Origin of the sequence: Mammaliicoccus sp. A-M4 (assembly GCF_022386955.1) — a bacterium.
Taxonomy (GTDB): domain Bacteria; phylum Bacillota; class Bacilli; order Staphylococcales; family Staphylococcaceae; genus Mammaliicoccus; species Mammaliicoccus lentus.
Genome location: NZ_JAJNHH010000011.1, coordinates 1 through 12,599 on the forward strand (window position 1 = coordinate 1; position 12,599 = coordinate 12,599).

Genomic DNA, 12,599 nt, shown 5'->3' on the forward strand with positions numbered 1-12,599 from the left:
TGGTTAAGCCAATCACTCTTTGAAGTACTTTCAGTACTCAATTATTGGAATTAACGTTGACATATTGTCATTCAGTTTTCAATGTTCATTTTTAACCGCTACAAGAATCAATTATACCAGTTATTTTATTTCGATGCAAGCTTTATTTTTAAAAAGTTTTAATTTGTTTTTTCGCTAGAAACAATCTTTTCAAGTTGTTAATTGCGAAGTAACTCACTTGCATAATTTATATTACATTGTTATTTCGTTAAATTCAAGCATCAAATTTACACTTTATTAACCTTTTTAACAAATTCTATAAGTTGTGTTCGTCTATGTGTTTCGACGACTTTTTTATAATATCAAGTTATATAGAGAACGTCAACGATTTATTCAAACAAATATGTATATTATTTCACTTTAAAAGCCACTATATATCATAATAGAAAATATGCTATACTTTATCAGTATTAAATAGTGTGGAGGGAATAGAATTGAAGCTATTTCGTAAAAAACCTACTAGTAAAATAAATAGAATAAGATCTTTTGCATTAGGATTAATCTTCTTAGGAATGATAATAATGTATATAGGTGTATTCTTCTTTTACTATTTCAAGAGTCAAATTGTTTTTAGTATTTTCTTAGTACTTGGTATGCTGGCATTAGGATTATCATTTATTGTTTATTTCTGGATTGGGATGCTTAGTTCGAGAACAATACAAGTTAAATGTCCAAACTGTGATCAATATACTAAGATGTTGGGTCGAGCAGATATCTGTGCAAATTGTAATCAACCTTTAACTCTAGATAAGAACTTAGAAGGAAAAACTTTTAATCAAGATTACAACAACAAACGTAAATCTAAGAAGTTAGAAGAAGCCGAACAGGATAATAATACTGAAGAACATAAATAAAAAAACTAAAGACCTAAAGTCTTTAGCTTTTTTATTTGTTTTTATTTTTACTTTGACATTCCGGACAAACACCATATATTTCCATTCTGTGGTGTGTAACAGAAAAACTTGTTACATGTTGAGCTAGTTGTTCAACTTCATCTAATCTCGGATAATGGAAATCAGTAATCTTTCCACATTGATCACAAATGATATGATAATGGTTGTGTGTTTCAAAATCAAAACGACTTGATGCATCACCATATGTTAATTCTTTAACAAGTCCAGTTTCTTTAAAAACTTTCAAGTTATTATAAACTGTAGCAACACTCATATTTGGAAATTGTGGTGAAAGTGACTGATAAATTTCATCAGCTGTAGGATGACTATCTGCTTCTATTAAATATTGAAGAATAGATTGACGTTGTGGTGTTATTCTTACGCCTGTACTTCTCAATGTTCCAATCGCATCTTCTAATAAATGTTCAACATCTTCTGTACTATGCTGCATCCTTTCACCCACCTTCTAATTTATAATGATTATTATTTATAATATAGCCCCTATAACAGTGCTTTGTCAAACAATTAATCAATATCCTGACTGAATATTCACTTCATTATTTAACTCGCTATTATCATTTTCTATCATTTTATTGAGATTTTCTATTAATATATCTGCACATCTCTCCATATTACGATTGTCATTACCCGTGATGTGTGGGGTTATCGTAACATTTTCCATATCATATAGCTTTGAATCCTCAGGCAGTGGTTCAATTTCAAAAACATCTATAGAAGCATGTCGTATTTCTTTATTTTCTAATGCTTTTACTAACACATCTTCAGAGACTACAGTTCCTCTTCCTACATTAATAAAGTGTACATCATCATTCATAGATTTGAAGTCTTGTTCATCTAATAAATGTACCGTGTTATCTGTTTCAGGTAATACATTCACAATAAAGTCTGCTTTATGATAAACTTTACCTCTTTCTTCTATAGAATATACTTCATCAAATTCATCTACTTTGTGACCTGTTGTATTTATACCAATCACATTCATATTAAATGCTTTCGCAATACGTGCAGTTCTTTCAGGAATTTTGCCAGTCCCTAAAAATAGGATTGTCTTATTATAGATAGAACCGGGATTTAACTTATGTTTAAATTCATGGTTCTTTTGCGCTTCATATGTTTCTTTAAATAGTTTTATATCATTAAATATGTAACCAAAAATAAACTCTGCAATTTGAATTGCGTGTACGCCTCTAGCATTTGTTAATTTAATTCTTCTTTTGTCGATATAATCGAGTGGTAAATTATTTACACCAGTAGCAAACCACGCTATCAATTTTAAGTTCTTGCATTTATCTAAAAAGGTTTCATCTACTTCGCTATGATAAGCTACCAATACATCCGCTTCTTTTAATACATCATTATCAGCTAATTCTGGATGCTTATAGAAAGTAAATTCAACTTTAGGAAATGCATTTACTAATCTTTCTTCTTGATCCTTCAATTTCATCAAAGCAACTACCTTCATTTATATCATTCCTTCAAAAAGTTTTTTAAGTCTTCTATTTGTGTTTTAACTTTAACTTTTTCAATAACATGTATTACTTTATTATCTTCATCAAGAACAAATGTAGTTCGAACTATCCCCATTGATTCTTTACCAAAAGATTTTTTCAGTTGATATACACCAACCTTTTCAGATAATTGATAATCTTCATCTACTAACAAGTCAAAATTTAGGCTATGTTTGTTTGAGAAATTAGAATGTTTCTTCTCACTGTCCCCACTTATACCATATACTTTAGTATTCAATTCATTAAAATCTTCTAAATTATCTCTAAAGTCACATGCTTCTGTAGTACATGTAGGTGTATTATCTCTTGGGTAAAAATACACAATAGATTTACTGCCTTTTAAGTCTTCACTAGATATTGTTTCACCATTTTGATTCTTTAAATTAAAATCTGGAAATTTGTCACCAATTTTTGTCATCATATACACTCCTTATCAACGATAGATACTTAATTTTATGATACGATATATATGAAAATAATTAAAACAAAAGAGGTTGATAAAATGGATTTTAAAAATAGTGAATATTTACAGACACTTTCTGATGAATATATTTTAGGTGGCGTTAACTCCCCTTCTCGTTCATATAAAGCGGTCGGTGGTGGAGCACCTGTAGTTATGAAAAAAGGGAAAGGCGCTTATTTATATGATGTAGATGGAAATAAATTCATAGATTATTTACAAGCTTATGGCCCTATTATAACAGGCCATGCTCATCCTCATATTACTGAAGCTATTAAAGGAGCAGCAGAAGATGGCGTACTACTAGGTACACCAACTGAATATGAAATTACATTTGCTAAAAAGCTACGTGAAGCTATCCCTTCATTAGAAAAAATTAGATTCGTCAACTCAGGTACAGAAGCTGTAATGACTACAATAAGAGTTGCGCGTGCATATACAAAAAGAGATAAAATTATAAAATTTGCTGGTTGTTATCACGGTCATTCAGATTTAGTACTAGTTGCAGCGGGTAGTGGTCCAGCTCAATTAGGAACGCCTGATTCCGCAGGAGTACCAAAAAGTGTAGCTCAAGAAGTAATAACAGTTCCTTTCAATGACATTGAATCATTTAAAGAAGCAATGGAACATTGGGGCGACCAAGTTGCTGGTGTTCTAGTTGAACCTATTGTAGGTAACTTTGGTATGGTTGAACCTAAAGAAGGTTTTTTAGAAGCTGTAAATGATATTACTCACGAACATGGTGGCTTAGTTATTTACGATGAAGTGATTACAGCATTTCGTTTCCATTATGGTGCAGCTCAAGACTTACTGGGCGTATACCCTGATTTAACTGCTTTTGGTAAAGTAATTGGTGGTGGACTACCAATCGGCGCTTATGGCGGTCGACAAGAAATCATGGAACATGTTGCACCTTTAGGTCCAGCTTATCAAGCTGGTACAATGGCTGGTAATCCATTATCAATGAGAGCAGGAATTGCATTATTAGAAGTTCTTGAACAACCTGATGTATATGATTATTTAGATAAACTAGGTAAACAATTAGAAGATGGTCTTCTAGAATTAATTGAAAAACATAATGTTAAAGCTACAATTAATCGTATTAAAGGTGCTTTGACTATCTATTTCACTGATGAAAAAGTTGAAAATTACATTCAAGCTGAAAACACAGATGGTGAGAAGTTTGCTAAATTCTTTAAATCTATGCTAAATCAAGGTATCAATTTGGCTCCATCTAAATATGAAGCATGGTTCTTAACAACTGAACATACTGAAGAGGATATAAAAGAAACTATAAAAGCAGCAGATATCGCTTTATCTCAACTATAAACTTGAAAATTGTTTAAAAACAATGTATAACCTATATATAATAGACTTGTGAATAAAGTTACAAGCTTTCTTCAACAACAAAAAGGAATGGTTCTATGAAATTTGGGGCAAGAATATTTAAGACAGGTATCGCAATTGTCCTTGCTATATTTCTAGCAAATTTACTACCAGGTTCAGTCATGCTTACTTCCATAGCTGGGGTTACAGCAATGGTAGCTATGCAACCAAGTGTTTATCGATCATTTAAAACAGTAGTAGAACAATTTCAAGGTAATATCATTGGTGCGGTTACTGCCATTACCATATTCTCTATTTTTGGTAACAATGTAGTCTTTATTGGTCTTACTGCGGTTATTATTATTTCAATACTTTATAAATTTAATTTACAACACGTTTCTAATTTAGCCGTTGTTACAGCTTTAATCATACTTGGGCATCATGAAGGCGACTTCTATATTTCTGCATTCTACAGATTTGCTCTCGTTATGATAGGTGTATCAAGTGCATTCATAGTGAATTTTGCTTTTCTACCACCAAAATTTGAAACTAAAATGTATTATAACTCTTTAAATATCTCTACAGATATATTTAAATGGTTCAGATTAGTATTAAATGGTACAACAGAATTTCATTACGTTAAACAAGATTTAGAAAATATTAGAACTCGTATTGTAAAGTTAGAACAGTTTTATCTTTTCTATAAAGAAGAGAGAGCTTATTCTAAGAAAAAAGCATTTGCTCAAATGCGCAAAAAGGTGCTATTTAAAGAAGCTATCATGGCAACTAGGCGAGCCTATGAAGTATTGAGAAAAATGAATCGGTATGAAAATGATATTCATAATTTAGATGATGACTTTAAAGTACAAATGAAATTTGAATTAGATGAATTGATGGCATTACATGAACAAATACTCGTTCGTATCTCACAAAAAGCAAAACACGAACTCGATAATGTGCCTGATCATCTAGTAGAACCATATAAAGAAGAGCTAATGGATATTTTCATTAAAGAAATCACAAGTAACCCTGATCAAGATGATTATGATATAGAAAACATAATGCAAGTCATTTCAGCAATGTTGGATTACAAATCTAGTATTTTACATTTAGATAGACTTTCATCAAGTTACTTTAAATTCCACCCTGAAGATAGTGATATAGAAATTGCTGAGGAAGATTTCGATTTATAAGTTTGACTGGCAAAGCTACAATATTAACACTTATCTTAAAAAGAGACGGAGACACTTTTATGTCTCCGTCTCTTTTATTATATTGCTCTTTTTTCATTATATAAAGATTTTTTATACTGTATACCATTTAACACGTGCCCATTATAACTTCTATAGAGTATATGTTTTTCTTCTATTTGATTCGGACTTTTAACTCCAACTGCAGCTGCTAAATTAAATAATCCTTCATGCAAGCTTACAATATAATTCGACACTCTATATTCTTTCTCTGATACGACTAATGCTGTTTCTTTTTTAGGGTCAGTAGTTGCAACACCAACCGGACAATTATTAGTATGACATTGTTGTGCCATGATACACCCTACATTAATCATCAAACTTCTTGCAACATTGACTAAATCTGCGCCTAATCCTAATGCAATAGCAATTTGATCAGGTGTAATTAATTTACCTGAAGCGAATACTTTTACTTTATCTCTAATTCCGTTGTTTTTGAGTTCTAGGTCAAGCAGTGGTAAAGCAGTAAACAGTGGTAATCCTACTGTATCCGTCAATTCTTGAAAAGTTGCCCCTGTCCCACCTTCACTACCATCTACTGTAATGAAATCAGGAATGATTCCACTTCTTGACATTTCGCTTATCAAATCTTTTAAGTCTTCTATATTACCTACTACGATTTTAATTCCTACAGGTTTTTCTGATAGATTTCTTAACTTATCAACAAATTGTAATAGCTCTAGGTTATTATGTAGAAATTCAAATCTATTTGGTGAGTTAACAGTTTCATATGGCGTCACGTTTCTAATTTCAGCAATTTCTTTCGTTATCTTCTTGCCATCAATATGCCCGCCTCTTGTTTTTGCACCTTGAGCTAATTTTAGTTCAAAAGCTTTTACTTGTTCTATTTTAGATTTCTCTATAAATTCATCCTCATCGAAGTTACCTGCTTTATCTCTTACTCCGAATAATCCCGGGCCAATTTGAAAAATGACGTCACAATTTCCGGATAAATGATGGTCACTTAAACCACCTTCTCCTGTATTCATCCAAGAACCGCTTCTTGCTAAGCCTTTAGATAATGCAGTTATAGCATTTTTACCAAGTGCACCGTAGCTCATCCCTGATTGGCCTACTAATCTATTTACTACAAAAGGATGCTTTAATTCTGGACCAATTACCATTTCATTAGTTTCCGTTAATTTATAAGGTTCTACAGTTTTTTTAACTTGTGACTCTTTTCTATCAAATAACCCTTCATTATCAACATTATAAATATAAGTAGACATCATATCTTTTTGATTTATTTCTAATTCATCAACATCTATAGGAAACATAGAATTTTGAATATAAAAACCTGGTTCTTCAAATTGTCTCTTAGAACCAAAACTTTCTATTCGACTCTTATATTTACCTGGCATTACCATATTTAAATATTGCTTTCTAGAAAATGGTTTGCCATCGTTATCATTTAATATTAGATATTGTCTTAATTCTGGCCCAACACTTTCTAAAAAGTATCTTGCTCTCCCTAGTAAGGGATAATTTCTTAATACGCTATGATGTTTTTGTCTTTTGTCTATTATATAAAGCGTTACCCCCGTGATTAACAATCCAATTATAATAACAAAAAATAATATGTTCACAATTAATTGTAATACACTTAGAAAAGTCATAAAAATTCCCCCTCTTTTCTACTATGATAACTTAATAATATCATAGTTAGATAGAGGGGGATGTAATTTTACTCGAAAGATTGTATATTGTATAAATTGAAGTAGCTGCCTCTAGCTTCCATTAACTCTCTATGCGAACCAACTTCTTCAATATTTCCATTTTGTATAACGACTATTTTATCTGCATGCGTAATTGTTGAAAGTCTATGCGCAACAATTAAAGTCGTTCTTTCAGCGCTTAATATTTCAAGTGCATCTTGAATAATTTTTTCACTTTCTAAATCTAACGCACTTGTCGCTTCATCTAGAATCAGTACAGGTGGGTTATTTAAGAATATTCTCGCAATAGATACACGTTGTTTTTGTCCACCTGAAAGTTTAACACCACGTTCTCCTACTTCTGTTTCATATCCATTAGGCAATGACATAATAAAGTCGTGAGCATTAGCTTTTTTACTTGCTTCAATGACTTCATCTTCAGTCGCGTCTGGTTTACCTAATAATATATTTTCTTTAATTGAATCCGAGAATAAAATATTATCTTGTTCAACCATGCCTACTTGATGACGTAAGCTCTCTGTTGTGAAATCTTTAACGTTATGTTCATCTATCATAATTCTACCTTCTGTTACATCATAAAATCTAGGTATCAAACTAATTAATGTAGATTTACCGCCGCCACTCATGCCCACAAATGCAACTGTTTCACCTTTATTAATATTTAAATTAATTTGATGTAACACTTCATCGTCATATTCATTATATTTAAATGAAACATTTTCAAATTCAATATCACCATTCGTAATTTTAATGGGTTCGGCATCTTCTGTATTTTTAACATCGTATTTTTCATCAAATAAATGAAAAACTCTGTCCATAGAAGCAATACTTTGAGTTAACGTTGTTGATGAAGAAACTAGTCTACGTAACGGTCCATAAAGTTGTTCTAAGTAAGCAACAAATGCTGCTAAAGTCCCTACTGTTAATTGTCCATTTATAACTAAAAATCCTCCGATACCTACTACTAACAATGGCCCTAAATCTGTTACTGTATTGATGACAGCAAATGATTTAGCGTTCCATAATGTATGTTCAGTAGCTTTCGTTAGAAAATTACGGTTACGTTCGTCAAATCTTTTTTCTTCATTTTTTTCAATAGCAAAACTTTTAATCACAGACATTCCAGAAACTCGCTCATGTAGAAAACCTTGAAGCTCAGCTAAACTTTGTGATCTTTTTCTAGTTAGCCTTCTTAACTTTCCGAAGAAGTAATAAATACTAAAGATGAATAGTGGAAAAATTGCAATTGCTGCAAAAGTTAATTTAATATCTAAAACAAACATAATACTTAATGCTATAACAATTGTTACTAAGTCTAGCCAAACATTCATAAGCCCTGTTAATATAAAATCTTTTGTCTGTTCAACGTCATTAATAACACGTGAAATTACTTCACCCGCTTTGTTGTTCGCATAAAATCTTGAACTCAAAGCCTGTAAATGTGTATATAATTTTTTACGAATATCATACAAAATCTTGTTAGATGTCCATTGCGCTAGATATTGTCTAAAGTACTCTATTGGTGGTCTTAAAACTATAAATATAAATCCCATAATTAATAGTGCATAAGTTAACTTTTCAGTTTTTTGCCCAATTGATAGTGCACCATTATTTATTACATCATCAATAACGAATTTTATTAATAATGGTAATAATAAAGGAATCCCAAATTTTAAAATCCCAATGATAATCGTACCTACAATATGCCAAGTATATGGCTTTACAAATTGTAAATACCTTTTGATCATTTTTGTTCCCCCATTCATAATATCAAAACGAAACAGCCTAGCAGATCGCTAGGCTGTATAATTTTTTCATTCTCCTGGATAATGTCTATCAATAGAATGAAATCTTTCTTGCCAAACTTTAATAAAGTCAGGCGCAAATGGTCCTTTTTTCCTTTCAATCCATTGTTGTAGAATATCAACATTTCTTCGTAGAATTGTATCAATATCTTTTGGATAATTCATTTGTTTCATATGCTGACGATATTCATCTTCATCTAAGAGATGATATTTCCCACTTGGGTACACTTTTATATCTAAATCGTAATCAATATATTTAATTGCTTCTTCATCACAAACAAATGGTGAAGAAAGATTACAATAATAATAAACACCGTCGTCGCGGAACATACAAATGACATTAAACCAATATTCAGCATGGAAATAAACAATCGCAGGTTCTCTTGTAACCCAAGTTCGTCCGTCACTTTCTGTTACGAGTGTACGATTGTTTCCACCGATAATGACATGACTCGTACCTTTAAGAATTGTTGTTTCAGACCATACACGATGTATATTACCATCATGTTTATAACTTTGAACCTTAATTACTTGGCCTTCTTTTGGTATGGATTCTTTGACCATGTTCCACACCACCTTTTAAATATTTACCAAGCTATTATATCATACTTCAATAAATAATCTAAAATAATGTTTTAGTTAAAGTAATTGATTCATTTGCGTGAAAATTTTAGTCATTGATGTAGAAAATGACAAAGTATCTTTTTCGTTTTTGTTCATCCACTTATAAGGTAGTTTAATATTTTCTTTTTGCATGTATGCCTTATATACTTTCATATTCCAAGTCATATGCGTAAATACATGTTTAGTTTGTATAACAGGTTCATTTTCTATCGTAATGACAGCATCAAGTTCATCTTCAATAGCATCAATACTTGTGTCTTGTTCAAACATTGGAAATTCCCACATACCATTTAATAATTTAGTATCTCTTTTACGTATAAGGATTTGACCTTCTCGGTTCGTAATATAAAGTACGTCATAATCAATTGTTTTTTTCTTAATTTTCTTTTTCTTAACTGGTAATTCTGAAACAACACCTTCTGCAAATGCTTCACAGTGCTTTTGAACTGGACATAATATACATATAGGCTTTTTAGGTGTACAGATTGTAGCGCCTAGTTCCATCATCGCTTGGTTAAAATCACCAGACTTTGTTTCTACGAATGGTTGCAATTCTTTTTCAAACAATTTTTTAGTTTTAGGTTGAGCAATATCAGCATCGTTACAAGTTAACCTACTCCAAACTCTCAATACATTTCCATCCACTGCCGGCAATGGATGATTATGTACGATACTCATAACAGCAGCATTAGTGTATGGACCTACCCCTTTAAGGGATTGAAAGCTTTCTGGATCATCAGGTACTTTCCCATTATATTTGTTGTGGACTTCTTTGACCGCTTCATGAAAATTTCTAACCCGTGAATAATAACCTAAACCTTCCCAATATTTAAGGACATCTTCTTCATTTGTAGTACTTAATGCTTCAATTGTAGGGAAACGCTCTATAAAAGCATTATAATATGGTCTTACAGTATTAACTTGAGTTTGTTGCAACATCACTTCACTTAACCAAATGTAATATGGATTTTTAGTTTCTCTCCAAGGCATTTGTCTTTGATTTTCATCAAACCATTTAAGTAAATCGTGCTTAAATTCATTTATTTCTAACATTTTGACACTACTTTCTGGTTAATTGCTTTAAGATTTCTATACTTATGCTATATAATATATATCATATACCTTAAAGTAAAGAGGTGAAATTTATGGATACTGGAACACATGTCGTTATGGGTGTAGCCTTAACTGGCCTTGCAACGTTAGATCCAAACGTAACACCAACGTTTGCAGCAGTTGCAACTGGTATTATGGTTGGCTCTCAAATTCCTGATATAGATACAGTATTGAAGTTTAAAAATAATGCTATATATGTAAAAAACCATAGAGGAATCACGCATTCTATTCCTTTTACATTATTATGGCCACTTATTTTATCATTTTTAATATTTGTTATATTTCCAAGTGTTAATTTATTACACATTTGGTTATGGACACAGCTTGCTGTATTCTTTCATGTTTTTGTAGATATTTTTAATTCTTATGGTACACAAGCACTCCGGCCAATTTCTAACAAATGGATACAATTAAGTATTATAAATACCTTCGACCCTATCATATTCATTACGCATTTGATTGCTATACTTTTTTGGACATTAGGATTGAATGCGGGTGTTGCATTCGGCACACTATACCTTGCACTGGCATTTTATTATGCGATACGATTCATATTACAAGATGCTATCAAGAAACAAGCTTTAAAACAAATCCAACAAGAGCATAATCCAGTGAAAATTTTCGTAGCTCCAACCATTCGTTTTATGGAATGGCGCATTGCGATACAAACTGAAACGCACGATTATGTTGGACGAAGCTACGGTCGTAACGTTTCATTTAATGATGTCTTCAAAAGACAAGCTTTCCCTAACGACCATATTATGGAACATGCTAAATTCGACAAAAATCTCAGAGCATTTTTAAACTTCAGTTCAATATATAGATGGGAAGTTACTAGAGTAGATCAACATACGACAGAATTAAGGTTCATCGATTTAAGATATTTAAAAAATGGCCATTATCCATTCGTTGCGATACTACTACTAGATGACGATATGAAAGTCACAAGTTCATATATCGGTTGGGTCTTTACAGAAGAAAAATTAATGAAAAAATTAGAAGTATAATTAATATATGACACGAGAAAGTTCAGCATATAAAAAATCCCCTTTCAAAGTTTTCAACGTTTAAGTTGCATACTTTGAAAGGGGGTTTTTCTTCAGTTTAATCTTTAAAATATTTTACTTTATCTGCTCTATTAACATTTATCCAAGCTAAATACACAATACCTAATTCAAAATAAAATAATATGTGATAAGGTAAATTGGTTACAGAAGCATTCCCTAAAATCATTGTCTGTTGGAAACCATTAATAATATAAAATAATGGATTTAACTTGAGTACATTTACCCAAACAGCATACATATTATTCGGGACATATAAAACTGGCACGATGAATAATAATATGATTAATAAACCAAATACAATAAATCTCGTTTTATAGAAATATTTTCCTAGCAAACCAATGATGGATGCTAATGGAACAAGTAAAATATATGCCATTACTAAATAATAGAAAAAACCTAAATGATTAATATCTATTATTTCAGACATGTTTGTAGATACCATACCTGTAATTGTAATAATTATAAGAAACATTAACATTGCTAAAAATACTTGGGCAGATGTCCCAACATAATAAGGAACTGATAACCTATTGTATAGTGCCCCTTGCTTTCTTACAGTTTTCTCAGCGTGAAATAACGATAAAAATATCCATATATAAGCAAAAAATCCTACAAGTCTAAAGAATGAAGTTGATCGTTGTATATCTATTGTATCTCGTATCAACAGTTGTCCAAATGTTAAAATAAGCAATAATAACATTATACCAAACGCTGATAAATAGTACTTGTAATGATAACGAACTTCAAAGAAGCAATATTTGATCATATGTGGAAAATGCTTGATGTGTTGTTCAAATAATTCGTTCATATTAACCTC

The 12,599-nt window shown here is 31.3% G+C and carries 12 protein-coding genes; 4 read left to right on the forward strand and 8 right to left on the reverse strand.

Translation table 11 applies throughout. The features are described from left to right. Nucleotides 1-473 precede the first annotated feature (473 nt). A complete protein-coding gene (locus LQ682_RS09925) occupies nucleotides 474-893 on the forward strand; it encodes a YgzB family protein (RefSeq protein ID WP_017000499.1) in 420 nt (139 codons plus the stop codon). A gap of 31 nt (nucleotides 894-924) precedes the next feature. Here the strand turns inward: LQ682_RS09925 and perR are convergent, their stop codons facing one another. The 3 genes from perR to bcp form a co-directional block, all read right to left on the reverse strand. Continuing rightward, nucleotides 925-1,383 (reverse strand): peroxide-responsive transcriptional repressor PerR, encoded by a 459-nt coding sequence (perR, locus tag LQ682_RS09930; protein WP_017000498.1) that lies wholly within the window; start codon nucleotides 1,381-1,383, stop codon nucleotides 925-927. Between the two features lie 78 nt (nucleotides 1,384-1,461). Then, the gene (locus tag LQ682_RS09935; RefSeq protein WP_239724227.1) at nucleotides 1,462-2,397 is read right to left on the reverse strand and encodes a phosphoglycerate dehydrogenase; all 936 of its coding nucleotides are present in this window, start codon (nucleotides 2,395-2,397) and stop codon (nucleotides 1,462-1,464) included. Nucleotides 2,398-2,420: 23 nt separating this feature from the next. Then, nucleotides 2,421-2,879, reverse strand: coding sequence for a thioredoxin-dependent thiol peroxidase (bcp, locus tag LQ682_RS09940; RefSeq protein ID WP_017000496.1), 459 nt, complete (start codon nucleotides 2,877-2,879; stop codon nucleotides 2,421-2,423). Between the two features lie 84 nt (nucleotides 2,880-2,963). On the opposite strand from bcp, the gene LQ682_RS09945 reads away from it, so the two are divergent. Beyond that, nucleotides 2,964-4,250, forward strand: coding sequence for a glutamate-1-semialdehyde 2,1-aminomutase (locus tag LQ682_RS09945; RefSeq protein WP_017000495.1), 1,287 nt, complete (start codon nucleotides 2,964-2,966; stop codon nucleotides 4,248-4,250). A 95-nt stretch (nucleotides 4,251-4,345) separates the two neighbouring features. Further along, complete coding sequence (locus LQ682_RS09950; RefSeq protein ID WP_017000494.1) at nucleotides 4,346-5,440, forward strand: FUSC family protein; 1,095 nt, start codon at nucleotides 4,346-4,348, stop codon at nucleotides 5,438-5,440. 77 nt (nucleotides 5,441-5,517) lie between these two features. Here the strand turns inward: LQ682_RS09950 and LQ682_RS09955 are convergent, their stop codons facing one another. The 4 genes from LQ682_RS09955 to mutY form a co-directional block, all read right to left on the reverse strand. Continuing rightward, entirely contained in the window at nucleotides 5,518-7,113 is a 1,596-nt protein-coding gene (locus tag LQ682_RS09955; RefSeq protein ID WP_103269096.1) for an FMN-binding glutamate synthase family protein, read from the reverse strand. Nucleotides 7,114-7,181: 68 nt separating this feature from the next. After that, the gene (locus LQ682_RS09960) at nucleotides 7,182-8,921 is read right to left on the reverse strand and encodes an ABC transporter ATP-binding protein (protein WP_017000492.1); all 1,740 of its coding nucleotides are present in this window, start codon (nucleotides 8,919-8,921) and stop codon (nucleotides 7,182-7,184) included. A 66-nt stretch (nucleotides 8,922-8,987) separates the two neighbouring features. Further along, entirely contained in the window at nucleotides 8,988-9,542 is a 555-nt protein-coding gene (gene ntdP, locus LQ682_RS09965) for a nucleoside tri-diphosphate phosphatase (protein WP_017000491.1), read from the reverse strand. Nucleotides 9,543-9,617: 75 nt separating this feature from the next. After that, on the reverse strand, nucleotides 9,618-10,655 hold the full coding sequence (gene mutY, locus LQ682_RS09970) for an A/G-specific adenine glycosylase (protein WP_103269095.1): 1,038 nt from the start codon (nucleotides 10,653-10,655) through the stop codon (nucleotides 9,618-9,620). A gap of 92 nt (nucleotides 10,656-10,747) precedes the next feature. Between mutY and LQ682_RS09975 the strand changes: the two genes are divergently transcribed. Further along, complete coding sequence (locus tag LQ682_RS09975) at nucleotides 10,748-11,722, forward strand: metal-dependent hydrolase (RefSeq protein ID WP_017000489.1); 975 nt, start codon at nucleotides 10,748-10,750, stop codon at nucleotides 11,720-11,722. Between the two features lie 97 nt (nucleotides 11,723-11,819). On the opposite strand, the gene LQ682_RS09980 is transcribed toward LQ682_RS09975, so the two are convergent. Beyond that, nucleotides 11,820-12,590 carry an ABC transporter permease gene (locus tag LQ682_RS09980; RefSeq protein WP_017000488.1) on the reverse strand — a complete coding sequence of 257 codons (771 nt, stop codon included), beginning with the start codon at nucleotides 12,588-12,590 and terminating at the stop codon, nucleotides 11,820-11,822. Nucleotides 12,591-12,599 lie beyond the last annotated feature (9 nt).